The organism is Neobacillus sp. CF12 (genome assembly GCF_030348765.1).
GTDB lineage: Bacteria > Bacillota > Bacilli > Bacillales > Cytobacillaceae > Neobacillus.
Genome location: NZ_JAUCEU010000007.1, coordinates 281,600 through 304,489, shown reverse-complemented (window position 1 = coordinate 304,489; position 22,890 = coordinate 281,600). Strand labels below are relative to the sequence as shown.

The 22,890-nt window shown below is 36.4% G+C and carries 25 protein-coding genes, 1 pseudogene and 1 other annotated feature; of the genes and pseudogenes, 9 read left to right on the top strand and 17 right to left on the bottom strand.

The genetic code is table 11. The features are described 5' to 3' along the window. Positions 1-16 precede the first annotated feature (16 nt). On the bottom strand, positions 17-715 hold the full coding sequence (locus QUG14_RS01665) for an NUDIX hydrolase (protein WP_289338741.1): 699 nt from the start codon (positions 713-715) through the stop codon (positions 17-19). A 103-nt stretch (positions 716-818) separates the two neighbouring features. After that, positions 819-1,316, bottom strand: coding sequence for a hypothetical protein (locus QUG14_RS01660; protein WP_289338739.1), 498 nt, complete (start codon positions 1,314-1,316; stop codon positions 819-821). Between the two features lie 240 nt (positions 1,317-1,556). Between QUG14_RS01660 and QUG14_RS01655 the strand changes: the two genes are divergently transcribed. Then, entirely contained in the window at positions 1,557-2,384 is an 828-nt protein-coding gene (locus QUG14_RS01655; protein ID WP_289338737.1) for a formate/nitrite transporter family protein, read from the top strand. Between the two features lie 43 nt (positions 2,385-2,427). Here QUG14_RS01655 and QUG14_RS01650 read toward each other — a convergent pair whose 3' ends face one another. Beyond that, on the bottom strand, positions 2,428-3,378 hold the full coding sequence (locus tag QUG14_RS01650; protein WP_483310692.1) for a ribose-phosphate diphosphokinase: 951 nt from the start codon (positions 3,376-3,378) through the stop codon (positions 2,428-2,430). A gap of 189 nt (positions 3,379-3,567) precedes the next feature. Between QUG14_RS01650 and QUG14_RS01645 the strand changes: the two genes are divergently transcribed. Continuing rightward, positions 3,568-5,313 (top strand): hypothetical protein, encoded by a 1,746-nt coding sequence (locus QUG14_RS01645; RefSeq protein WP_289338733.1) that lies wholly within the window; start codon positions 3,568-3,570, stop codon positions 5,311-5,313. Positions 5,314-5,367: 54 nt separating this feature from the next. Here the strand turns inward: QUG14_RS01645 and QUG14_RS01640 are convergent, their stop codons facing one another. Continuing rightward, entirely contained in the window at positions 5,368-6,120 is a 753-nt protein-coding gene (locus tag QUG14_RS01640; protein WP_289338731.1) for a hypothetical protein, read from the bottom strand. 183 nt (positions 6,121-6,303) lie between these two features. On the opposite strand from QUG14_RS01640, the gene QUG14_RS01635 reads away from it, so the two are divergent. The 3 genes from QUG14_RS01635 to QUG14_RS01625 all read left to right on the top strand — a co-directional run bounded on the left by QUG14_RS01635 (position 6,304) and on the right by QUG14_RS01625 (position 7,274). Beyond that, the gene (locus QUG14_RS01635) at positions 6,304-6,531 is read left to right on the top strand and encodes a hypothetical protein (RefSeq protein ID WP_483310691.1); all 228 of its coding nucleotides are present in this window, start codon (positions 6,304-6,306) and stop codon (positions 6,529-6,531) included. 211 nt (positions 6,532-6,742) lie between these two features. Further along, positions 6,743-6,928, top strand: coding sequence for a hypothetical protein (locus QUG14_RS01630; protein ID WP_289338729.1), 186 nt, complete (start codon positions 6,743-6,745; stop codon positions 6,926-6,928). Between the two features lie 136 nt (positions 6,929-7,064). Continuing rightward, a complete protein-coding gene (locus QUG14_RS01625; protein WP_289338727.1) occupies positions 7,065-7,274 on the top strand; it encodes a hypothetical protein in 210 nt (69 codons plus the stop codon). Positions 7,275-7,475: 201 nt separating this feature from the next. Here the strand turns inward: QUG14_RS01625 and QUG14_RS01620 are convergent, their stop codons facing one another. Further along, positions 7,476-7,676 (bottom strand): cold-shock protein, encoded by a 201-nt coding sequence (locus QUG14_RS01620; protein ID WP_027322891.1) that lies wholly within the window; start codon positions 7,674-7,676, stop codon positions 7,476-7,478. 305 nt (positions 7,677-7,981) lie between these two features. Beyond that, on the bottom strand, positions 7,982-8,860 hold the full coding sequence (locus tag QUG14_RS01615) for an AraC family transcriptional regulator (RefSeq protein ID WP_289338720.1): 879 nt from the start codon (positions 8,858-8,860) through the stop codon (positions 7,982-7,984). Between the two features lie 207 nt (positions 8,861-9,067). Here QUG14_RS01615 and melA point away from each other — a divergent pair, with 207 nt between their 5' ends. Beyond that, positions 9,068-10,372, top strand: a complete 1,305-nt coding sequence (gene melA, locus QUG14_RS01610; protein WP_289338719.1) for an alpha-glucosidase/alpha-galactosidase — start codon at positions 9,068-9,070, stop codon at positions 10,370-10,372. 279 nt (positions 10,373-10,651) lie between these two features. Then, a complete protein-coding gene (locus QUG14_RS01605) occupies positions 10,652-11,353 on the top strand; it encodes an AIM24 family protein (protein WP_289338717.1) in 702 nt (233 codons plus the stop codon). A gap of 57 nt (positions 11,354-11,410) precedes the next feature. Here the strand turns inward: QUG14_RS01605 and QUG14_RS01600 are convergent, their stop codons facing one another. From QUG14_RS01600 to QUG14_RS01590, 3 genes are all read right to left on the bottom strand, one after another. Next, positions 11,411-11,770 (bottom strand): hypothetical protein, encoded by a 360-nt coding sequence (locus QUG14_RS01600; RefSeq protein WP_289338715.1) that lies wholly within the window; start codon positions 11,768-11,770, stop codon positions 11,411-11,413. A gap of 147 nt (positions 11,771-11,917) precedes the next feature. Continuing rightward, the gene (locus tag QUG14_RS01595) at positions 11,918-13,726 is read right to left on the bottom strand and encodes a LysM peptidoglycan-binding domain-containing protein (protein WP_289338713.1); all 1,809 of its coding nucleotides are present in this window, start codon (positions 13,724-13,726) and stop codon (positions 11,918-11,920) included. Positions 13,727-13,933: 207 nt separating this feature from the next. Further along, the gene (locus QUG14_RS01590; RefSeq protein ID WP_289338711.1) at positions 13,934-14,293 is read right to left on the bottom strand and encodes an HIT family protein; all 360 of its coding nucleotides are present in this window, start codon (positions 14,291-14,293) and stop codon (positions 13,934-13,936) included. A gap of 236 nt (positions 14,294-14,529) precedes the next feature. On the opposite strand from QUG14_RS01590, the gene QUG14_RS01585 reads away from it, so the two are divergent. Further along, positions 14,530-14,808: a toxin-antitoxin system YwqK family antitoxin gene (locus tag QUG14_RS01585; protein ID WP_289338710.1), complete on the top strand. Its 279-nt coding sequence runs from the start codon at positions 14,530-14,532 to the stop codon at positions 14,806-14,808. 97 nt (positions 14,809-14,905) lie between these two features. Here QUG14_RS01585 and QUG14_RS01580 read toward each other — a convergent pair whose 3' ends face one another. The 5 genes from QUG14_RS01580 to QUG14_RS01560 form a co-directional block, all read right to left on the bottom strand. Beyond that, positions 14,906-15,745, bottom strand: coding sequence for a GNAT family N-acetyltransferase (locus tag QUG14_RS01580; protein WP_289338709.1), 840 nt, complete (start codon positions 15,743-15,745; stop codon positions 14,906-14,908). 254 nt (positions 15,746-15,999) lie between these two features. Next, entirely contained in the window at positions 16,000-16,158 is a 159-nt protein-coding gene (locus QUG14_RS01575; RefSeq protein WP_289338708.1) for a hypothetical protein, read from the bottom strand. Between the two features lie 18 nt (positions 16,159-16,176). After that, positions 16,177-16,554, bottom strand: a complete 378-nt coding sequence (locus tag QUG14_RS01570) for a hypothetical protein (RefSeq protein WP_289338706.1) — start codon at positions 16,552-16,554, stop codon at positions 16,177-16,179. Positions 16,555-16,896: 342 nt separating this feature from the next. Continuing rightward, the gene (locus QUG14_RS01565; protein WP_289338705.1) at positions 16,897-17,394 is read right to left on the bottom strand and encodes a GNAT family N-acetyltransferase; all 498 of its coding nucleotides are present in this window, start codon (positions 17,392-17,394) and stop codon (positions 16,897-16,899) included. Positions 17,395-17,735: 341 nt separating this feature from the next. Next, entirely contained in the window at positions 17,736-18,050 is a 315-nt protein-coding gene (locus tag QUG14_RS01560; RefSeq protein ID WP_289338703.1) for a hypothetical protein, read from the bottom strand. Positions 18,051-18,272: 222 nt separating this feature from the next. Here QUG14_RS01560 and QUG14_RS01555 point away from each other — a divergent pair, with 222 nt between their 5' ends. Continuing rightward, positions 18,273-18,626, top strand: coding sequence for a DUF1516 family protein (locus tag QUG14_RS01555; protein WP_289338701.1), 354 nt, complete (start codon positions 18,273-18,275; stop codon positions 18,624-18,626). Between the two features lie 86 nt (positions 18,627-18,712). Here the strand turns inward: QUG14_RS01555 and lysS are convergent, their stop codons facing one another. The 3 genes and pseudogenes from lysS to QUG14_RS01540 form a co-directional block, all read right to left on the bottom strand. Then, entirely contained in the window at positions 18,713-20,173 is a 1,461-nt protein-coding gene (lysS, locus tag QUG14_RS01550; RefSeq protein WP_289338699.1) for a lysine--tRNA ligase, read from the bottom strand. Positions 20,174-20,274: 101 nt separating this feature from the next. Further along, positions 20,275-20,542, bottom strand: a binding site (T-box leader). A gap of 132 nt (positions 20,543-20,674) precedes the next feature. Continuing rightward, positions 20,675-21,429, bottom strand: a pseudogene (locus QUG14_RS01545) (class I SAM-dependent methyltransferase). Positions 21,430-21,682: 253 nt separating this feature from the next. Beyond that, positions 21,683-22,687 (bottom strand): DUF3231 family protein, encoded by a 1,005-nt coding sequence (locus tag QUG14_RS01540; protein WP_289338698.1) that lies wholly within the window; start codon positions 22,685-22,687, stop codon positions 21,683-21,685. Positions 22,688-22,890: the final 203 nt, after the last annotated feature.

Here is a 22,890-nt window from a genome sequence, read left to right as displayed (position 1 = left end):
TATTGGAATATAGCGTTTAAAAAAGATCATTCTTTCGTAATTCCTTAATCAAACTCATTAAATCCTTTTGTGATACGGACATCTTTAAGATACCACTCTGTTGAAAATCAATGATAGCTTGAAGTGCTAGAATGGTTGGTGGTGCGAGTTTTATTTCTTTATTATAAAATGCGGTTAACGCAACTTCTGGCTTCACCCAGAACGCTCCATCAATCTCCTTTTGGTCTGGCTCTGGATTTTGACCTTGTGGAAGTTTTGCTAGAAAGAATCGGGTATCAAAACGAATCGGACTTTCCTCTGGTGTGATAATTTGACCGAAATACGTTAAACAGTGAGGATCAAAATGTAGATTTTCTTGCGCTAACACGCGAATAAAAGGGATTTCACCTATAAGTAGATCATTTCGATAGGTATTTACCTTTTCCTTTGGCACTTGAACCGGGAATCCATCTTGCCTATTCCCCAACAATATCCCAACTTCTTCAAACATTTCTCTAGCTGCAGCAATATAGAATGAAAGACTAACAGAAAGTTGCGACTCATCACTATTCACATAATCATTTTCAACGACTGTATCATGTTTTTCAACAGTCCCTCCGGGAAATACGTGGAATCCTCCCATAAACTTCATCGAGTCTGGTCGCTTTGTTAAATAAACTCTTGATGATTCGTCCATAATCACAACGGTTGATGCCGGTCTTGGAGTTGCAGCCATATTCGTTCCTCCCCTCACCCATATATTTGATTAATAGAATTGTTAAATCCGATACTCTATTTATTCCACTTTCTAATAAAATACTCCTTTGATAAATATTCGCTTATTCCTCTTTTTCCCAATACACACGAATAAACTCTTTGAATAATTCATTCAAACTTGCCTTTTTTTGCTTTTTTAACCATTCAACTTGATCAATCGGCAGTTTTAATTTCAAACTAATGTCTTCGTCGGGCATTTCTACTTTCCGAATATCTTCCAGTGTGATTCCCTCTTCTGCATTTGGAAACCATGAACTAGATTCACTCACCCGATCAAGGTCATCAAACTCGTCAATGTCCTCAAGATCACAGAATAAATTAAGCTGCGGCAAGCCACCAGGTAAGTTTTTCAAATGCATAATTGAATCTATCAACCTGCCATTTTCTAATTCTATCTCAATAATTAAATTTTCAACTTTTTTATATTTTCTTACGGTAACTTCACTAACGATCAAGTCCAATTCGAGCGTATACCCTGTTTGGGATTCAAAGATATAAATGGCACTATTGAAAATATGTATATCTTCGCCATCAATTTTTACCGACTTCACAGCTGTCATAAACATTCCTCCAAAAATCAGTAACACTATAACTCTCATTTTATACTAAAAGGCAAGCGTTCATCAAAAAAATTTCCACGCAAGGTTTGCATGGAAATTTTTTCACTGCAGTTTTGAAGAATTCTATTTCTTTATAATGTTAAAGAAATGTTCACAGCATATTGTGATTCATTGCGTTAAAATAAAGACGAAATATATGTGATGTTCTTCACAATTTGCATTCAGAAAGGAAATACTGTCATGTCACTTTACAAACCCGATCAAATACTAGAAATTTCAATTAAAAACGGGATTAAAAAAACAAATTATCCATTATTAACAACACTCCTATTAGGATTTCAAGCAGGTGCTTTTATCTCATTAGGATTCCTGCTATATATTCGTGTTACAGCTCCATTATCAGATGGTTTATCGGGACTCAGTGCCATTTTGGGTGCCTCCGTCTTCCCTATAGGACTTATCCTTACATTAATTGCAGGAGGAGAGCTGCTCACTGGGAATATGATGGTCGTTCCCTTAGCGAAGTTTGCAAATAAAATTAAAACGAAACAGGTACTGCAAAACTGGCTACTCATCACGGTTAGCAATTTTCTAGGCGCTATCTTCGTCGCTTACTTTTTCGGACATATTGTCGGTTTAACAGAAACAGGCGTTTACCTAGAGTGTACTGTTCATATTGCAGAGCATAAAATAGATGCAACATTTCTTCAAGCATTTGTCTCGGGTATCGGCTGCAACTGGCTAGTCGCTGCAGCTGTTTGGTTGTCTTACGGAAGCGAGGATATGATCGGAAAGATTGCAGGAATTTGGTTCCCTACGATGGCCTTTGTTGCAATTGGATTTCAACACGTGGTTGCCAACATGTTTGTCATCCCGGCGGCGATTTTTGCTGGACACCTCACTTGGATGGATTACCTTGCTAACTTTGTTCCTGTTTTCCTAGGTAATGCTGTTGGCGGAGCACTATTTATCGGAATGTCCTATTGGTTTGCGTATAAAAAGAATGAATACACCGTTATCGAAGGAATTAAAAAGTCTGGAGTGTTCGAAAAGAATATTGGATTATAGAACCCCAAAAAGAGCCGTGGTCATCACGGCTCTTCTTCTTTTACTATTCAAATAGTGGACTTACTGCTCTTTCATTATGAATACGATCAATCGCATCTGCCAGTAATGGTGCAACGGATAGCATTGTAATCTTATTAATCCGTTTTTCTTCTGCCTGTTCAATCGTGTTTGTTATGACTAATTCTTGGATAGGAGATGATTGAATTTTATCAATCGCTGTACCAGAAAGAACAGCATGTGTGCAGCATGCATATATCGACTTTGCACCATACTCCACTAACGCATTCGCAGCAAGCGTCGTCGTTGTGGCAGTATTAATTAGATCATCAATAATAATCGCATTTTTACCTTCTATATTCCCAATAATATTTAAAATTTCAGCACCATCTGATTCAGTCCGACGACGGTCAATAAGTGCAATCGGAGCATTTAATTCCTTGGCCATTTTCCTCGCGCGTCCAACAGCACCGTTATGTGGTGCAACAACGACTACATCTTCAAGCCCCTTTTTCTCAAAATAGGCAGATAGAATCGGATTTCCAATTAGATGATCTACAGGTATATCAAAAAAGCCTTGGACCTGCGGCGCATGAAAGTCCATCGTTAGCAGCCTTGTAGCACCTGATTTTTCTAAAAGATTCGCAATTAGTTTGGCTGTAATCGGTTCACGTGACCTAGCTTTTCGGTCCTGTCGTGCATAGCTGTAGTAAGGAATAACGACATTGATATTTTTGGCTGAAGCTCTTTTCAAGGCATCAATCATGATTAATAGCTCCATGATATGGTCATTGCTTGGGTGTGAAGTGGATTGAACGACATAAACATCACATCCGCGCACACTTTCTTCTATATTTACTTGGATTTCACCATCACTAAATTGAGTAACCGAGCTCTTCCCAACTTCGCAGCCTAGATGGGTAGCCATCTCTTTTGCCAGGCTTTGATTTGAATTTAACGCAAACAATTTAAACCCTTTTTTTAGTTGATACGACACTTTATGTCCCCCATACATGTTTAATTTACAATTCCTATCTTTGCTCATTTTTCTATTTTACATGAAATAAAGTCATTCGAACACTATTAAACACTAAATGTAAAATAATACAAAGCCTGTGTGTCCCAATTATTAAACAAGCATATTATGTACATTAAAATACCTTACCCACAGGAGGTTTAATACACTGTGAAAAACAAATCAGATCATACTACTCCGTTTCGTCCGAATTTATTAGCAGCATTACAGTTACATCATAAATACTTGTTCCTCTTCGGGCTGACCCTCGTGATCCTCGCCATGCTAACACCTGCCTTTTCAGGTCTATTAAAAAAGCAGATTATTCTCCCTTACTCGAATGGAATGTTCAGCCATCCCCCATTTATCATTATATTTGTTGCGCTGCTTTTACTTAGCGCGATGACATTTGCTTTAATAGGAGCAAGCCACGGGAACTTCTTGACTCGTTTTGTAACCATTAGCATTGTTGTCATTTTACTCCTATTTTTTGGGGATAGATTATTAGCTGCAAATTTCATTTTGCTGCCTGTATTTTTCGTAATGGGTTATCTACTATGGAGAGGGTCAAATCCAATACCAGGACATCCCACTTTGAAAGATATACTAATCATTTTCTTTTCCATCTTAATCATTTGGGTAATCGCTTATGTAATTGGTATCATTTTCTTTGACATGGGAGTAATGGTGACCATGTATTTAGGGATTTCACAGTTAGTGGGTTTTGCCGCGTTCCTCCCAATGCCTCTAATTATACTTTCTGGTGTCGACTTGGCAAATGTGACAGATAAGGTGGTTGAGAAGATTTCGATTTTCAGCAACCGTTGGGGAAACCATATGGTCCTTACCATTCTGCTAGCTACTTCGATAGTGAAATTGGGATTCAATCTGTGGAAAATAGAGTGGCATTCAATCAGCAGCATAATCTTCTCGATCATTTTTCTAGTAATCGTCATGACTTTAGTAAAATACACTCCTAAACAACTGCTTGAATTCAAACCTCGATTTAAAGATTGGATTATCTTAACAGCGATGATCCAGCCAGTGCCCCTTGGAATCGCTATGATGTTAATCATGATAGGGTTTCCTATTCCGATTGACTCTGGTTCGAACCTTCTAACTGTTGCCATCGGACCGATTAGTCTTGTATTAGCAGGAATACTATTTTTCTTTCAAAAAATACGACCCTTCTCTATTTTTATCACAATAATGGGTGTTTGGATAATGCTCACCTTTAGTCTTAAAATGACAGGTAGCCTTCTATTCGACACTACTTTCGACGGGTTAACCTTATGGGGACTAGATGGAGTTACTGCCTTTATCTTCATCATCTGGAGCGCTGTGTTACTTTATCAACGAAAAACTTCTCCGCTCGTTCCCACTGCATTAAAGTTTTCTATTTTCTTAAGTTGTTGTTTTGTCATCAACCAACTGTTAACGAATCAAGTTGCCATTGCCGAACTGTATACCCTATCTCAAGTCTTAACCTTCTTAGTAGTCCATCAGTTTATTGCACGTCCCAAGCAGGCATGGTGGAGTCAAGCACTGCCTTGGCTTTTGGTTGTAATTATGTTTGCCCACAACGTTTGGAGCGGAGTATTTCCTAATGGTGTCATGAGTACGATTAAAATAGGTATCTTAACGATTGCCATGCTTTGGGATATCCTAATGTCCGAAGAAAAGATACGAGGAGAAAAGGTCATTGGTCCAAAGAGACCCGGACTGCTCTTCATTTATCTAAGCTATGTTATTTGGACACTCGCACAGGTAATTTATGCCAAAACCGGCAAGGGTTCGGCCGTGTTTGAATGGGAACCCATGCTTCTTTTTGGATTCCTTTTCATCGGGATCCCTTGGGTTATGTATCTAATGGTTAAAGAAGTAAAAGGCAAGCTAACGGAAGTTCAAAAAACATGAAGTCCTCAGGTCACGTAAATGTTATATGTGACCTTTTTCATAGCGAAAAAACCTTCATGACAAGTATGTCTTGGGGGAGAATGTTCTTGATTCTTGATCACATTCCTTAAGAAAAGGACATACATTACATTCATTTACATTATTAGTACGATAGTAACTGGATGCATCCTCAATCGAAACCTTCATCACTTGTAAGTAGTGAAGACCTTTCTCCAAATCTTCAGGAGTCGGGATAAAGACATGCTTCTTCCCGTCCAGTAGTGTAACCACTTCAATGCTTTTAGGAGTCCTTTTTAATACCTTTTCTGAAAAAACGATCGACAAATGATAGTAAAGCGTTAACATTTCGGGAGTAGCATCGACTAAGTATTTTTTTACAACAAAGGTGGTATCTGACCATTCAGCAACATCAAATGTTAATGACAGGTCAACATCCAACTCCTCAATGTATGTAGTAAGTTTTTCAAATAAAAACAACGGTGGAGTTTTCTTAGATTCAGCATGGACATTCACAAGTAAATAATCGGTGATTTTGGCAATAACCATATAATACTGAACACGAGATTCAAATATTTGGGGAGAAACCTTACCCCAATATTCATCAATCAACCTTAGCACGTTGATAGAATGACGACTTTTCTCCGGAAGTTGATAAAAGGAATACACAATCTTGTTCACAACATGTTGAACAATTTGTCTCCAATTTATCGACTTTTTCTTCTTTTCAATCAACTCAAAATAAAATTTATATGGACAAGTGATAAAGTCCTTCAAGTTTTCTTCCGTCATGGACTGTAATTGATTCACTTACAAACCTCCCCAATGACAATTAGTTTGACCAGTTATCTTGATAATAAATGATAATGATTATCAATGTCAATTGTTTATAGCGATTTTGATACTAAATTATTTGAATTTATAAATTATTGTCAAGAATCCATTTCTGGCACATATATTTTTGGCAAGATGATATTGAAGGAGGAAATGTGGATGATGACATCTGATGGTATGCGCTTAAGAAAAATTCAAAGGCTGGCACACGAAATTATGGATGAGGTAAATTTGAGAAATGTGCAAATGCCGCCCGAACTCCTAACAATGGTAATCGATAACCTCTCACGTGCAGTTGGCGATCTAACAGATCCCACTGGAAACTACTCTTTAAGTTATTTAGAAGAAAAAGTCGGAAATGCCCATTCCCTATTATTTAACAGATAAGAATAGAACCTTTAGGACCAATGTAACTCCCCCTTTTGAGGTAAAAATGAAATTTCACATAAAAAGCAAGGCTTAAAGAAAACTTTCTTTAATCCTTGCTTTTTGGTCTTTTCCTTGTATATTCATGGGATTTTTGGGCTGTATAAGTCGAATGACTCCAAGTGGGTATTTTGGGCATAATACAGTTTATATACAATAGAGGTGGGATCTTATGAGGCTAAGAAATGGAGATTTTTATACGAATGTTTTAACCAATAAGTTATATAGGCTAAATGAAGATAGCGATAGCAGCTGGTACTTGAGTTTGCGTGATGAAGAAGGTTATCATGAAACAGAAAAGACCTCCGGGCGTGATATGATTAGATTGGTAGAAGCCGGGTATAAAAAAAGCAAATAAAAAGCTACCTAGTTCTGTCAGGAAAGCTGAAATCAGATGTTTTTAGTGGAAAGTCGGTAAAACTTGAAACAATATAAGATATTCAAAGGAAAAAGTCCACTTTATGTCGAATATAACAACTAAAGGGGATGACCCAATGAATAAAGTTGAGTTATTAAAAAGATTATTAAATGGTAGTCGAGGTAATATGTTTTCAGTAGAGATTCCTACTACAAAAGAAAATGAAGAAAAGATTCAAGAATTGGTTAGAGTTTTAGAAAATGAACAAAAAATTAAATTAAGAGAATATGTACAGAGGGAATACTCCGTTTATTTACATGGAATAATTAAGTATGCAACCGAATAATCGGATCCATATTTTTATTGGGAATACTAAAGGACTTTAAAATTTTTATCCAAAGATAATTAGGAGATTTATTGATTATGTGATAAACTTTGTTTACCATTTGATTTACTTGTTTACATGTGCCCTACTCATTCGTGAGTGGGAACCCTTTTTAAAAGAAAAAACAGACTCTATGGAGAGCCTGTTTTTTTGTTCATGTTATTAAGCTTTACGCACGTTAGCTGCTTGAGCTCCACGTTGACCTTGCTCAACGTCAAAAGTAACTGCTTGACCTTCGTCTAAAGATTTGAAACCTTCGCCTTGGATTGCTGAGAAATGAACGAATACGTCTTCTCCGCCTTCACGCTCGATGAATCCGAATCCTTTTTCTGCGTTAAACCATTTTACTTTACCTTGTTCCATTTTGTTTCCTCCTGCTGTGTGCTTTGCACACAATGTGTTACTATCCTTGCACTCAGTGATCATCAAGACGAAAAGTTAATCTTATACTATCCTTTACACCGAACAAAAATAATTCTTCTAAAGCTTAACATTTTATTAAAGTATTTGCAAGTAAACATTAACACTTCCATTTTTGACACTCTCAAATTTTACAAAGATACGTCTTTTAAATGTAGTAAAACGATTCGTTTTTAGACGAATTGGCCTACTTTTCAAGTCTAACGGTCAAAGAGGAATTATATCAATCAATTTAAATTGCCATAAACTTAATCAATGATTAAACGATCAATTCCGACAACGTCTTTACTATCACGAAACATCCCGGCGGATACACCTACCACTTTACGGAATACTTTATTAAAATAGTTGGCATTTGCATAGCCCACTTGGGCAGCAACGTCCGTAACAGAGGAACTTGTTGAACGAAGCAGCTCCGCCGATTTTTGAATCCTGATTTTGGTAAGATATTGGACAGGTGTCATATTTAGTTGGTGTTGAAATTGCTTAATAAAGTAATATCTTGAGAAACCAGATACGGCCGCTATTTCGTCGAGTGTGATTGGTTCATGATAATGTGTTTGGATAAAGGATAGAGCTTTCATAATCTGGAGAGAGAGATCTTTCGTTGCTTTTTCAATATTCCTTACGAAACGGTAACACTCCATAATAAACTCATAAGCTTTTGCAGAAGCAAAATATGCATCTGTAATCTTTTGATCATATGTGTCTTGATAGATTTTCAGAAGAAACTGGATTAACTTTGAATTCGGAGGTACTTTCAAGACAGGACCACTCTGTTCTTTCATAAACCGCCAGCAATCGGCGGCTTCTCTTCCCACTAATGTAATGAACATAAACTCCCATCCCTCGCTATCCTTTGGAAAGTAATAACGATGATTGCTAGGAATCTCGACAATGAATGCTTCACCTGCCTTCACATTATAACTTTTATCCGCTATTTCAAGCCTTCCCGATCCTGACAGAGTGTATTGAAACACATATGTGCCAACATCTTTCCGCTTTAACCCATCCCAATCATAATCTGCACCGGGCATTTTCTCTTCCCGGCCAATCGAGAAAATGTTTGCCACATCGTTAGGAAGCACATCTTGAAAACGAAAACCGTACGTTCCATAATCCTTCACTTGTTTCCCCCTATAAGTTAAAGACAATATTTTACCCTCGAATCACACTAACTTACCATTGAGGTTATTGTATAAACGTTTTACTATTATTATAACAACAAAAATATAAAGTTGAATACGGGACATCAATTTGTTTTCAAAGCAATTTATTATCCTATCGGAAGATTCGATAGATAGTCCCTGTTTCACTTTACAGGAGGTAAATTTATGTCAAAAATCACGTTTATTGGAGCAGGAAGTACTGTTTTTGCAAAAAATGTTCTTGGTGACTGCATGTATGTTTCCGCATTAACTGGGTTCGAGTTCGCATTATTTGATATAGATAAGAAACGCTTAAAAGATTCGGAAAATATGTTAAACAATTTAAAACAAAGCTTACAGGCAAACATAGTAGTGAAATCCTATTCGGATCGCAAAGAAGCATTGCGAGGAGCAAAATACATTATTAATGCCATTCAAGTTGGCGGTTACAAACCAAGCACCGTTATAGATTTTGATATCCCTAAAAAATATGGCCTTCGTCAAACTATTGCTGATACAATCGGGATTGGCGGAATTTTTCGTTCGCTTCGCACCATTCCGGTTATGTGGGATTTCGCCAAGGATATCGAAGAGGTTTGTCCTGATGCTCTATTTTTAAACTACACAAATCCGATGGCAACATTAACAGGTGCAATGCTTCGTTATACAAATGTTAAAACAGTTGGATTATGCCACAGTGTACAAGTTTGTAGTGCGCACCTATTTAAAGCCTTAGGAATGGATCATGAAGGAGTGGAAGAAAAAATCGCCGGTATCAACCATATGGCCTGGCTCCTTGAGATCAAACGCGACGGCAAAGATTTATATCCGGAAATTAAACGCCGTGCGAGAGAAAGACAACAAACAAAACACAATGATATGGTCCGCTTTGAATTAATGGACAAATTCGGATACTACGTAACGGAATCATCTGAGCATAATGCCGAGTACCATCCGTACTTCATTAAACGCAATTATCCTGAATTAATCGAGAAATTCAATATCCCTCTTGATGAGTATCCGCGTCGTTGTATAGAGCAAATTGAACGCTGGGACAAAATGCGCGACGAGATGGTCAACAATGCGCAGCTTAACCATACCCGTTCTCACGAATATGGTTCCCGTATTATTGAAGCGATTGAAACGAATGTACCATTTAAATTTGGCGGCAACATTTTAAACAAGGGGCGCTTAATTAGCAATTTACCGGAAAAAGCTGTTGTTGAAGTATCATGCGTTGCTGACCGCAGTGGAATCACTCCTTGTTATGTAGGGGATCTTCCAGAACAGTTAGCAGCCCTTAACCGTACAAATATTAATACACAACTTTTAACAATTGAAGCAGCGCTAACCAAAAAGAGAGAACACATCTATCAGGCTGCCATGCTTGACCCTCATACGGCCGCTGAATTATCAATGGATGACATCATTGCGATGTGCGATGATTTAATTGAAGCACATGGTGACTGGATTCCAAAATTTGAATCGTAAACAAATTTCGTTCTATATAACAAATATAGTATTGACCGTATAAATTTGAACTGTACCTCCAATTTTAAAAGAGCGGCTAACTATTATGGTGCAGTTCAAGGGTTGGTTGCCTTTCTTTATAATGAGTTACGAGATACACTCCACATCTATAGATTTTATGTGGGGTTTCAATCGATTTTCTTTCACTAACTGCCCACAAGTTTAATGGTTCCTTTTAAAAAAAAGATGAAACATATTCAGTTTTGACTCGTAACAAAGGAATGGAAGGATGTGGGAGTATTGAGCAGACATTCAATTGATGACTTTATTAAACAAACAGAGCAGAAAGATAAAGGTGAAGGCTTTTTTGAATTAGAAACTCCTCGGATGCTGGAGGTAAACTTAGACGGGCAGGTATGGGCCAAAGCAGGTTCGATGGTAGCTTATCACGGTGAAATGAAGTTTGTTCGCGAAGGAATATTAGAACACGGTCTCGGAACCGCGTTTAAAAAGGCTTTTACTGGTGAAGGCGCATCCCTAATGAAAGCCAATGGCAGAGGTAAATTGTATCTCGCCGATAGTGGTAAGAAAATCATTATCCTCAATTTACAAAACGACTCTATTTATATAAATGGGAATGACCTACTAGCCTTTGAAACTAGTATTAAATGGGAGATCAAATTAATGAAACGAATTGCGGGGATGCTCGCTGGCGGGTTGTTTAATGTCCGTTGTGAAGGTACAGGTATGATTGCCTTTACTGCGCATTACGAGCCAATCACATTACGGGTAACTCCCGGCAATCCTGTCATTACGGACCCAAATGCAACAGTCGCTTGGGCTGGAAATCTCATGCCAACCTTTCAAACCGATATAACCTTAAAAACATTTTTCGGAAGAGGCAGCGGTGAGTCCATACAAATGAGATTCGATGGTGACGGGTTTGTTGTTATTCAGCCATATGAAGAAGTTTATATGAAAGCGAAACAGAATATTACGTAATTAGCATATTCACAAACGTCCTCCTGTCTTATGACTAGGAGGACCCTTTATGTATTCCTACCTTTCTATCAAGAGAACTAATTCCTCGAGTGAGAGTAAATAATGATAGATTTCTCTTAAAAAAACACCATCACTTCCCTCCAGAAGATAATAATCAGCGAAATCTTCTAACACTGATTCAATACCTTCTAGTAAATTTTCCTTTGTTTGTTCCCCTATAAGAAATGAATCATAACTCTTCATCCATTCGATGTATTCAAAACGTACAGCGTCGTAGTCATCAATATAGGGATGGTCGTGATCATTGGGTGAATCTTCATATCCTTCATAGCACTCATCACTACAAAAGACCACTCCTTCACAATTTACTCTTCTCGTTAATTTTGGTTTCTTTCTGCAGACTTTACATCGCTCCATCCTTTATTCCCCTTTCCTGCTCTCTCTTTTGCTACTATACATACGCCTATCATTTTTTGATACGGTCCAAAAAAATTACTATGGTGAGCTATTCTCCATAGTATGTAAAGGTAATTCTTCTATTTTAGTTTCCTAATTGAACCACATTTACAGAAGGATAATTGATGAACCTATTTCGTTAATATGGTTCTGGTCTGCCCAAAGGATTAAGTAATTGTATTCGGTTCCTTCTATTACCACAGGAGTCGGGTACTGGACAATCACCGCTGCTTGATTTCTCATTTCAGCTGGTTGGTCTTGAGATGGATATATGAAGCAATCTGGTTGATTTTGTATTTGTGTGTGTTGGATACGCGGCTGGGTCCCGTATGGGTTTAGTTGGTGAAAGGCTTCATTTTGACAAACAACGTTAATTGGTTGATCTGAGGCAATGGCTGATAGTTGGAAAAAGCCATCTTCTCCTTCGTACCTTTCGTCGTTTACTCGCTGCCAATGGGCAGGATATCGGAATTGGACTTTATAGAGCGTGCTGATGTAGGTTTTTTTAAGCGATGTAATCTGCAGTGGTGACCATTGTAATGCTGTAATGGTTCCACCTTCTACAAGTTTGATTGGGACTGGATGGTTTAAATCGAGTAACCAGATTTCACTGGAACTGCCTTGTGGTGTACATCCTGAAAGATAGGCAATTTTCCAACCATCATGGGACCACGTTACAGGTGTGGCAAAGCAATTCGAAATCGCTCTCGTTTTGTCGTTCATCCCTTGTCTACCAGTTGTTCTAATTAGTGAAAAATTGTTTTCGAAAGCCGTCGCACTATACGCAATGGTTGTTGAATTTGGTGACCATGCAGGGAAGTAATTTTTTGCCAATGGGCCACCCTCGACTTCATAATCGTTTCCAGTTGAAAGTTCTACAGTATGAATTATGGAAATACTAGCACCTGGGGTCGTATATAACGCATAAGTTCCATCCGGTGAAAGACGAACAAAATTATGCAGCCCAGCTGAATTTCGAGTGATTTTCACTTTGCCAGTTCCATCTGTTTTAATCCGGTAAATCTGACTAACCCCCGCTGCATCTGGTGCTTGAAAAAGTAATTCTGTTCCGCTCGGAAACCATTGTGCGTCTCTGGAACCAGGCTGATTGATGATTTGGGCTTGATGTGTAGTGACGTTGTAAAGGACAATCCCATTTTGCTTCGTATAAGCAAGTTGTTGGCTATTTGGAGACCAATCTAGAAATACACCTAGCCCATCTGTAAACTGATCAATTTGAGCAATACTATTTTCTGTCAGATTGATAACGTTTAGGATTCCATTTTTCCCAACAAAGGCAATCTTTGTGCTATCAGTTGACCAATACGGAGTCGAATAGGACTCTCCTAGTCCGTTGGTTATTTGCTGGTTTACTCCATTACTAGGGTTATAGAGCCATATATCAAAACTTCCCGTACTATTCGATGTATACGCAATCAATCCGCTGTCACCAGGGGGAGCGTATGGAATAATCAGTCGCTGACCTGGAAAAATACCGGTTGATGTAAGGTTATTTACCTCCATGATTAGCTGGAAATTGCTATTTCCTCCTGTAATCACATTAAAGCGCCTTGCAAGTTGGAATAAGGTATCACCTGGTTGGACGACATAGTATGTGACACCAGGCGGTACCTTTAGCAGCTGTCCGACTTGGATTAGAAATGGTGGTTGAAGTTGATTCGCCTGAATGATGACAATTGGTGGAACCCCAAAGTTTTTCGCGATTTTATAAATAGTGTCCCCCGGATTCACACGAATGACATCAACGCCAGGTGGGATTGAAAGTTGTTGACCGACGGAGATCATATTGGGCGATACTAAATTATTTGCAGCAATCAGCGACTCAATTGGAAGCCCCCAGCGCCTAGCAATCTGATAAAGTGTATCACCAGGACGAACGGTGTAAAAAATTTGCATGAACATACCCCCCATCTATATAAGTTTCATATATTGGAATATATACAAAAGTATTCAAAAAAATAACGAAATTCCACGCATCCGTCTGGAGGACAAAATAAAACCTGTACCTTAGATTACCTAGTAATCATTGATACAGGTTTTGTTAAATTACATTTTCAACTCGCAGGGAGTTTCCGTATTTCTTAATTTTACATGTTGATTCTTCTAACACCAGGTTCCATCTAAATACCTTATACGATTTCCAAAATGAATATGCCAATGCATATGTTTATTGCTTTGATACTCTCCAATATTAGTTGATACAGTGCAGGCACCGTACTTCTCATTTACCTGTTTTGAAACTTTCTGGATCACCGAAAATAAATCTTTCATCATATCATTATCTTCTGGTTTAACATCAATTAGCGAAGTAATGTGTTTTTTAGATATAACCACGATATGTACTTCGTAAAAAGGCCGAGTATGATAAAAGGCGAGTGAATTATCAGTTTCCAAAACTATATCTACTGCTGTTTTACCACTCAATACCTCATCACAATAAAAATCTTCCACACCATTAGACATAAGTAACAACTCCTAAATTTTCAATTAACCAGTTACTTATTCGACAAACTCTATTAATTTCCTCCAAACCGGGAATATAGAAACCTTTTAGTACCTCAACTTCTATCAACTTTTTCAACTGCCACATTAGAAAAATTAGAAAAAAATTGTCGGAACAGCCTTTCCTTGTTGACAGTAAATGGGCATGGCCATGAAATATGATACAATAAAAAAAAACTGTTTATCGGAGGTAAGCCGTGGAAAATGAAAAATGTGACTTGATACACCCAAACGGTGTCAAGGAAAAGAATCTAGAAGTGATTGATGGCTACACGATCAAGTACCACGCAAACGGAAAAACAATTTGGTCAAAAGGAAAAATGGTTGATGATATGCCAGATGGCTATTGGGAATGGTACCGGCTAGATGGAACAATTAAGCGGTCAGGGTATTTTGACATGGGCGAGCCTGTTGGTGAATGGATAACTTATGACAGCAAAGGCAAAAAACACAAAACTACAAATCGTATTAAATAATAGCTTCTATGCTTACTCATTGCGATATAGTAACATTCATCTAGATTGCACCCCTCTCCACAATTAAGTTGAACACTAGTATGATTTTTAATTATTTCTATTTAAAAAGGATTACGATGGAATCCAATATTGCTTCATATCCAATTTGAATATAAATTTTATTAGATGTAGGGTTACTAATATCAGTGTATAAACTTGTTGTTTTATAACCCAGATCTAACAAGGATTGAGAAAAAGCGGAAACGCAATCCGAGGCATATCCCTTTTTTCTTTCAATAATCGGGGTGTAAACATAGCTGATTGTAATATTATTTTGGGTCGGACGTGTGGCATAAGCCATGGAAACCATTCTGCCGTCCACCACCCATGCAACTAAATTTCCTGTATTAATCATGAGTTTAGCTTTTTTATCTGCTTCTTCTAAACTCATTGATTGGTTAGTTTCAAAACAAAACTGATACAGCCATTCTTTAATGATGTGGTGATCGTTTTCTACAACTCTCCGAAGTATTCCATTTGTATTGGTTTTTTTCACTACTTTTTCTAGTTTATAAATTTTTTGGTCCATTACAAAACCTACTTCAATCCCTTTTAATTTAGAAATGTACATAGCTAAATCTGTAGTTAATTTCTTTTCACCAATAAGACCAGGTATTTCTTGCATTGTATTACTCAACTTTTCTCCAATGATGTTTATTTCAGTGGATGTATAAGTGACAGACTTCGATAAGATGATTTGTCTGGGATGTGTTTGTAGAAGGACCAGCCCAATTTCCTTGTCTTTTATGACCGTAGCCATCAAAAGAGGACTTTCATTTTCACTTATTGATAGCAATACACCTAATATTAAATTGTTTTCAGCTTCAAATTGTTCTAAGAATGAAATTACATCTTTCTTAAATAATGTAAGATCGTCATACTTTTCAAGTTTAATCAAACAAACCATCCCCTTTAGGTTGTTCCCGAATGATTAATAAGCTATACATAAAACAGAATACTCTTGAAAATAGTATTTATGTATCTATTTTTTTATTAACCTGCCATTAGTGCAATAAGAAATGAGATCGCCACACAGCCATCCTTTTTTTACTCTAGCACCCCTGTCAAGGCCCTATTTTTGTATATTTGTATATCAAAAAGCCCAGTCCGCTATGAACTGAGTTAATCTCTGTATTTATTTTTGTTGCCTTTTCAAAATACTCCATTTCCTCCAGAATTATGTCGTATCATTCCCCCTAACTTCTCAGCTTGTATATTTTCATCAGGAATAGTCATCCCAGATTTTTTTTCGAAATAAATTGCAAAACCACCAATAATACCGACTGGTATCAATAAATATAACCATATCATAATAACACCTCCATAATATTACTTACTATTAATCATATCATTATTTTTACCCTTTTTTACTTTCATTGCTATGTACTGTGGAATCAAATTTAATAGACTCACCATAACTAATAAATGAGTGGGATAAAATGGTTTAAAATAATCACCATACCATTCTACAGTGTCCACCATCTTGTCGTTAAAATAAAACGAAATGATGAATGATAAGATATTTCCGATGAAAAAGGGTATGTAATTGCAAAAATATTTCACAAGGAATGCTAGGACGAAAGTAGCCGCAATCATCACCAAATATCCAATCATCGAGCGATTGGTAAAGTCTTGATACATAGCAAAATGTGCAAACGGAAAACAGTATAAAATAACTATTAGGATACCGATCACTAATTTCTTCAAACTTGACCCTCCTACGTAAAGATATAGTGTAATTTTACACTAATTGTAACATAGGATTCTACTGTTATATATAAAAATTTCTAAATAACTCCTAAATTTATCCTTTATTTGCAACTAGAGAACAAATTTGAAAAAAAAACTTACTTAATGTTTTCACTTACTTTTTTTCATAAGCTTAAAAAAAAGGAATAATACTCCTACTATAATTCCTAACCAAAGTATAATTGGAAAAATCGAACCAAATGTTTGCATTTATACCCCTCCCTCCCATATATCTATATATGAATATCTTCTTGCACTAACCTATCATAGGAACGGCCACATTTGTTTGACAAGATATCCTTATAGAAGTTTGGACATATAATATTCATCAACAAATTCTCCGTCAATTAATAATGAATGACGTTTTGTTCCTTCAATTTTAAAATCCATTTTTTTATATAATCGTAATCCAGCTTCATTATGAGTTACTACACTTAACTCCAAACGGTGAATTTGATGAACCATTGCCCACTTCTCTAATTCTTCAAATAGTTTTGTTCCTACCCCAAGCCCTCTATAGTGACTGAGAATGCCAATAACAAGATATACGGAATGTTTGTTTCTAATTGCATTACCACCCATTACAATTAGGTATCCAATTAATTCATCCTTTTCTTCTGCTACAAAAATAGTTGATTTCCCATCTTTTTTCATAGCTTCTATTCTTTTAACTTGTTGGTCTGGCTCAATATTTCTTTCCCCTGCTTCAAATAGCATATACTGGGAATCGCTCTCAACTTGCTTAATTAATCTTACTAATCCTTCAGCATCATCATTATTTACTTCTCTGATTACCATTTAATTCGCCCAATCCTTTATTTAAATATGATGTATAGAATTATTACCCAACAACGAGTATGCCCAATAATGTTGGACTTCCATAAAATGTTCGGTTCCAACCATCATCAATATCAATTTTGCTTTTCTCATCATGATCCTTATTCAACGAGTTCAACCCCGAAAGGCAACTAACTTATCCAAGTCTCTGTTGACTCTTTCACTTGCCATTTTCCTTCTTTAAAATGTATGGTAGTTTCTACCCCAATGGCTCCTTTGGCAGAGCGAAACTTTGAAGTTTCAAAGTGCACCGTGTTAAACCATTTAAAATTTATTTTTTCAATTTTTAGTAGAACCCCATCCTATAAGCCCATTTCCTCTGGTTTGTATAATCCTTTTTTCTTTAATTCTTCAAATGATGCTTCTATTACTTCTACTTTATATCTTTCCTCAAGAAAGCCTTGAATTTCTTTTACTTCCAGATCTGTTAATCCTTCACAATTACTCAAATCTACAGCGATGTATTTAATATCACTGCTTAATGCTTTATCTTTTTCCATTAGCGACTCTAATGCGATAGCGAATATTTCTCCTGTATGTTCTTTTGGATTATTTTCATTAGAACAAGCTCCTACAAACAAAACAACAAACAAAAACAAGTAACCTATTTTCCTCATACCTGCCACCTATTCATTAATATCCATATTTTCATAGACATCTATTATTCATATTGATAATATTCGACAATATCGATAAAATCCCTTCACATTGACTTTACCATGTTTTAATATCGTTTATTTAAGAAAAATTTAATGTTTCCTTTAGAATCCTTTTATATCTTCCTTTTAGAATAGGTTTAGAGAAAAGATTTAAATCACTATAAAAAGGAGTAATTTCAAATGACGCATGCACACTTAACATCACTGGTATTGTCTCTTATTTTACTAATCATCATTGTGGTCCTTCAAAGCAATGGAAAAAATATTAAAATCTGGCATATGGTTTTACGTGCTTCCTATATTCTAATCATCGTAACAGGAGGTATGCTATTCTTAGCTGCTTATTCCATTCCAGTCTCTTATTATTTTAAATCAATACTAGGTATTGTGATGATTGGGCTATTTGAAATGGTCATCGTCCGAAAACAAAAAGGGAAACGAACAGACATCATTTGGATTGCATTTTCTATCGTCCTTGTCATCCTCTTTGTCCTTGGATTTACACTTCCACAGGGATTTGACCTTATTAAATAAAAAAGAGTGTTTCACGGTATTTTCCACCGATGAAACACTCTTTTTTTGTTATTGCTAAACTTCGTTCCCTTAATGTAGTTCCCTCACTATAGTTTTTTAGTTAAGGGAAATAAAACACAATCTTTAATGGTATCACTATCCGTTAGGACCATTAATAATCGTTCAATTCCAAATCCCCATCCAGAAATAGGCGGCATTCCAAATTCCATAGCTGTTAGATAATCTTCATCCATCTCCATCGCTTCTAAATCTCCATTACTTTTAAGATGGGCTTGAGCCTCCAACCTTCTTCTTTGTTCAAGCGGGTCAACTAGCTCTGAATAGGCATTAATAATTTCCGCACCATTCATCACTAATTGGAACCGGTCTGTAAGAGCAGGGTTTTGATCATTTGCTCTAGCTAATGGTGATAAATCTATCGGGTGCTTGATTAAAAATGTCGGTTTAACTAGTTGTGGTCGACACATTTTCTTGTAAAGAAGATCAATAAAATTACCTCTCCCTAAAGATTCAATGTCTGAATGTTCTAAGTTGATATTCTTCCTCAACGTTTCTTGATATAAATCTTTAACATCAGGATAAAGGTCTATATCAATTCCTGTGTCCTTTAAAATTAAATCCCTGAAAGTGACAATATCCCATTCTAGTGAAAAGTTTATTGTTTGACCTTGAATGGTGATGGTAGTTGTATGAAAGACTTGATCCAGAACAAACAGAACCATATCACGCATTAATTTCATTGTATCCTCATAATTCCAGTATGCAGCATATCCTTCAACCATTGTAAATTCTTGAAGATGTTGAGGGCTAATCCCCTCGTTCCTAAAACACTTTGCAAATTCAAATACTTTGGTAAAACCACCTACAATTAACCTCTTTAAATAGGTTTCCGGTGCAATTCGTAAATTTAATTCAGTATCTAAAGAGTTATGATAGGTCCTAAAAGGTTTAGCTAAAGCTCCCGAGGAAGTATGCTGTAAAACTGGTGTTTCTACTTCTAAGAAGTCTTGGTCCTCAAAGAATCTGCGAATCGCACGTACCATTTTGGTTCTGGCTAGTAAACGACTTTGTGTGCCTTTGGTCATCATTAAATCTAAATAACGCTGTCTATATCGAACTTCAACATTGCTTAATCCATGCCATTTTTCCGGAAGAGTCCGCAACGCCTTCCCAAGAAACACATAGCTTTCGATCCGAAGTGTTTTCTCATTCGTTTTAGTCGTAAACATACGTCCTTCCACACCGATAAAATCCCCTATATCCAATAGAGAATGAAATTGATTAAAAGGTTCCTCGCCAATCTCATCCTTTTTCAAAAGAAGTTGTAAGCTTCCTTGTATATTTGAAATCGTAATAAAACTTAATTTGCTGAAGTTTCTAATACTCATTATTCTTCCGGCAACTATGACTCCAGAAGTTCCATCTTCAAGCTGAGCGGCTTCATAAAGTTCATAATTTGTTGAAAACCTTTCAGGATAAACAGCAATGCCCTGCGATTTTAAATTCTCTAATTTCTCTATTCTAAAAGCTGTTTGTTCATTACTCATTCTGCTCTTCACTCCCATCCATCTGTTAGTTTTTTAAGGATTTTTTATTTATGCATTTATACTTTTAAACAACAAAAAACTCCCACCCCCAAGATTTACATCTTGAGGACGAGAGTTTATAGCTCCGCGGTACCACCTCAGTTTATTGATATGTCACCATATCAACCTCTTCGGGTACGGCAATTTTTTTATCATTGATTATACCCTATCTCTTTAACGGGAGATCCCGTCGCAGTATCACTAAGAACGCTCTTAGATCCGTGCGAAGCTCAGAGTCTTTTTTCATTAGGATTATTATTACTCCTTCCCACCAACCGGAGCTCTCTGGAAATAATGAATCAAAATTACTCTTCTCTTCATAGCCGTATATTCCATATTATTGAAAATTATCTTAGCTTAAATAAATGGTTTCGTCAATTCCTATTTAGAGGATTAATTTTCTTTTTCACCTATTATTATTTATAGGTACTTTATTCATAATTAGAGTAGGATAAAACACCCTCACACATTTCCTAAATAACTTTGTGTAAAATTCGGCATAACAATTTTTCCATTGGTACTGTATTTCCCAAATAGATCTGTAACTGCCTCGACAAATCCTTGATACTCCTTGTCATTCGGTTTGGGTGCATACGATGCTGACAAGTTCCTTCCCAAAAACCCTCCTAAATCAAGTGTCAAATCATTGAAGATTCTTTTAAACTCATATTCTCCATCACGAAAAAATTTCTTAAATACTTCTTGATCTTCTTCGATTCCACCACTAAATCCATAAAAATTAGGACAGAACTCTTTGCAAATCTCGGCATTTTCGATAATCAGCGGGCTGGTGAAGGTTCTACTATTCCATACGAGCGCAACCTTTGCCTCTTGTCTCAAAATCCGTTTACATTCTAATTTGAACTTTTCATGATCAAACCAATGAAATGCCTGTGCAGCAATAACGAGGTCCACACTTTTATCAGGTATGGTTGTTTCTTCAGCTGTTGCCTTGATGGAGGTAAAATTTGCAAACTGGTTTAAATCTTCTTCTGCTGCTGTTCTCATATCATCATTTGGTTCCACCGCAATAACGGTTAATCCCCTTTCAAGTAATTGCCGGGTTAGAATCCCAGTTCCCGAACATATATCTGCACCTTACTAAACTCATTTAATGAATTGGCCGAGATTAAATAATTGAGAAAACCCTTTGGGTAACTCGGGCGAGATTTTGAATATATATCTGCCTTACCGCTAAATTTATCTATGGACTTCATACAAAAATCCTCCTTCCTTACCAATCGATATATACTATATAATTTTCCAGTTATAGGCTATTCTCCTGTGTAACTTTCAAAAAAATTGAATCTGGAAGAAAACCTATACCTAGTCATGATGATGTAGTTTTAATCGGAAGTGGAAGAAACAGGCATTGTAAACAAAGTAAAAGGGGCTAATAATACTCAAATTAGCCCCTTTTACGATTTACTGATATTAATAATTATTTATAGTAAGTTTTAGGTCCAATAACTACACCCCTTTTGCGATTTCAGTTCTATTAGGTGCTAGTGGAGGTTGTTCTAACCATTTATTTTGAACCATAATATTAAACCATTTCTTAGTTATCATAAGATCTTTTAGAATCACACTTTCATAAGCAGCAACTAAGTCAGTTCGCATGGCTGAAGCTAATCCTGCGCCATGATAATTTTGTGAAGCTTGAGCCAAGAACCCAATGTGATACAACATTAATTTATCGGAAAATGGGGAATCAGTCGAAGTTGTTACTTCTGTTTCCCACGATTTCGGGACTGGTAAATTATCCGCTTGCATTATTTTTGAGAACATTTTAATATGTCCATCTGATGTTTTTTCGGAATCAGTTAAAAACTTTCTTACTTCTTTTGTTTGAGCAACTTGGCTGAATGCAATTGAAAGTGTTTTTGCCATAATACTCTTTTTTACGTTGAAAGAAATGCTGATGATTTCTGTCGCTGCTAATTTTCTGCCCTTTCCGAAAAATCCATCTGAGAAATCTTGACTTGAAACAAATTCTGGGTTTTTAGTTGGGTAAAATAAAGGGTCTCGCTGAAAATTTCCTTTCTCCAGCAATAGCTCAATCGTTTGGTGGTACATCTTTTTGGCATCGTTATCGCATGAGTCATAAAAATGCCTCAAGTCTTTTCTGACAGAAACACCTAATGCCGTAGTGTGGCCTAACAAACCATGCAATGTCATGACATGTAAATAATTTAGGCAAAATATATCTGTGAACAATCTTGGTTTTCCTTTAAAGAGATCAGAATCAGTAAAACCAATTGGAACTGGAAACCCCTCATTTTCGATAAAAGCTACGATCTGTTGTTTTTGTTTATCGAACGTCTTAATAGCATCCTCAAAAATGGATTTAATCTGCTCGTCCTCAATAATGGAGCCCATATATCGATTTACTACATCTATCAATGTACCGTTAATAAACTCTCCCCACAGTGTTCCGATTTCAGAAGATGTGAGTCTTAATTTATTCTCATCCATTTAATCACCTCAACTGTATTTACCTATCATAAATTTACTTCACCAGTTGCATTCTTCTAATATTGATATGTAAATTATTGTCTCCAAAAATATAATTCCAATGTATTATTTTCATTTCGGTTATTATCTTCAATCTTAAAACTTATTTGATTGACAATCATAATGTATTAACCATATAATACACCCATAGTGTATGAACCACT

Bases quoted from the DNA above. Each gene is read 5' to 3' on its own strand.
- QUG14_RS01665 (WP_289338741.1), bottom strand. From the start codon at position 715: ATGGCTGCAACTCCAAGACCGGCATCAACCGTTGTGATTATGGACGAA.
- QUG14_RS01660 (WP_289338739.1), bottom strand. From the start codon at position 1,316: ATGACAGCTGTGAAGTCGGTAAAAATTGATGGCGAAGATATACATATT.
- QUG14_RS01655 (WP_289338737.1), top strand. From the start codon at position 1,557: ATGTCACTTTACAAACCCGATCAAATACTAGAAATTTCAATTAAAAAC.
- QUG14_RS01635 (WP_483310691.1), top strand. From the start codon at position 6,304: ATGATGACATCTGATGGTATGCGCTTAAGAAAAATTCAAAGGCTGGCA.
- QUG14_RS01630 (WP_289338729.1), top strand. From the start codon at position 6,743: ATGAGGCTAAGAAATGGAGATTTTTATACGAATGTTTTAACCAATAAG.
- QUG14_RS01625 (WP_289338727.1), top strand. From the start codon at position 7,065: ATGAATAAAGTTGAGTTATTAAAAAGATTATTAAATGGTAGTCGAGGT.
- QUG14_RS01620 (WP_027322891.1), bottom strand. From the start codon at position 7,676: ATGGAACAAGGTAAAGTAAAATGGTTTAACGCAGAAAAAGGATTCGGA.
- melA (WP_289338719.1), top strand. From the start codon at position 9,068: ATGTCAAAAATCACGTTTATTGGAGCAGGAAGTACTGTTTTTGCAAAA.
- QUG14_RS01600 (WP_289338715.1), bottom strand. From the start codon at position 11,770: ATGGAGCGATGTAAAGTCTGCAGAAAGAAACCAAAATTAACGAGAAGA.
- QUG14_RS01595 (WP_289338713.1), bottom strand. From the start codon at position 13,726: ATGCAAATTTTTTACACCGTTCGTCCTGGTGATACACTTTATCAGATT.
- QUG14_RS01590 (WP_289338711.1), bottom strand. From the start codon at position 14,293: ATGTCTAATGGTGTGGAAGATTTTTATTGTGATGAGGTATTGAGTGGT.
- QUG14_RS01575 (WP_289338708.1), bottom strand. From the start codon at position 16,158: ATGATATGGTTATATTTATTGATACCAGTCGGTATTATTGGTGGTTTT.
- QUG14_RS01565 (WP_289338705.1), bottom strand. From the start codon at position 17,394: ATGGTAATCAGAGAAGTAAATAATGATGATGCTGAAGGATTAGTAAGA.
- QUG14_RS01560 (WP_289338703.1), bottom strand. From the start codon at position 18,050: ATGAGGAAAATAGGTTACTTGTTTTTGTTTGTTGTTTTGTTTGTAGGA.
- QUG14_RS01555 (WP_289338701.1), top strand. From the start codon at position 18,273: ATGACGCATGCACACTTAACATCACTGGTATTGTCTCTTATTTTACTA.
- lysS (WP_289338699.1), bottom strand. From the start codon at position 20,173: ATGAGTAATGAACAAACAGCTTTTAGAATAGAGAAATTAGAGAATTTA.
- QUG14_RS01540 (WP_289338698.1), bottom strand. From the start codon at position 22,687: ATGGATGAGAATAAATTAAGACTCACATCTTCTGAAATCGGAACACTG.